Annotated in this window: 1 pseudogene; it reads right to left on the bottom strand. The window is 46.7% G+C overall.

Features of this window, described 5'->3' with window-relative positions:
- Nucleotides 1–6 precede the first annotated feature (6 nt).
- Nucleotides 7–527: pseudogene (locus R7R78_RS29265) on the bottom strand (hypothetical protein); the annotation flags it as partial.

Here is a 527-nt window from a genome sequence, read left to right as displayed (position 1 = left end):
AATGACTTAGAACGCATGAGCACCGTGCGCCCCAAAAGTCATGACGTATTGCAATGTAAAGACGTTCTCTTTTTCTTTGTCTTGGTTTTCTGCACGCGTGTACTGCGCACGAACAGTACCAAAGTGCGAGGAATCCCACGCAATCATCGCATCGACTTCTTTATCATTTAGCGCAGTGAAATGCATGTGGTCACCATGAGCATGACCATCGTAGCTTTCCGCTTCGCCGTAACGAACGCCAGCAGACCAGCTAGGGTTAAATCGGTATACACCCGAAACGTAATATGCTGTTAAGTTATCAGGGGATTCAGCTTCATCTTTAAATTTGCTGTCGACCACACCATCCAACAACATGTACTCGGCAGAAAACGTAAAGTTGCGGTACTTGTAGTTACCATCCGGGGCCCATTTCCAAACAAAATCAGCACCATAAAGATTCGCGCCAGTAATCGCAGCAGTGTGGCTATGTTCATGGTCATGACCGGTATCAGCATGATGATCATGGTCAGCAAATTCTTCCACCTTGC

Source organism: Vibrio sp. 2134-1 (genome assembly GCF_033339495.1).
Note: the sequence above shows the minus strand (reverse complement) of the source record. Positions and strands in the feature narration are given on the sequence as shown.